Below are 236 nucleotides of genomic sequence, written 5' to 3' on the forward strand. Positions count from 1 at the left end.
TCGCATCACGCCATGATGACGAGGCCCGGCAACCATCACGCCACATATCTACCATACTGCGCCCTTGGATGTCCGTCGGCACATCGGCACCGGCCAGCGTCAAGAACGTGGGCGCGTAATCAATGTTTTGGATCATCGCGTGACTCTCCGTTCCTGGCGCGATGACGCCTGGCCAGCGAATCAGGAACGGCATCCGCAGCGATTCTTCAAACATCCAGCGTTTGTCGTACCATCCG

General features: G+C 58.5%; 1 protein-coding gene. It reads right to left on the minus strand.

Annotated elements, in window-relative coordinates; genetic code table 11:
• On the minus strand, positions 1-236 hold a 236-nt coding region (locus ACTHSL_RS14235; RefSeq protein ID WP_440381760.1), incomplete at both ends, for a sulfatase/phosphatase domain-containing protein.

Origin of the sequence: Neisseria sp. P0008.S010, from assembly GCF_051962715.1 — a bacterium.
GTDB classification, from domain to species: Bacteria; Pseudomonadota; Gammaproteobacteria; order Burkholderiales; family Neisseriaceae; genus Neisseria; species Neisseria elongata.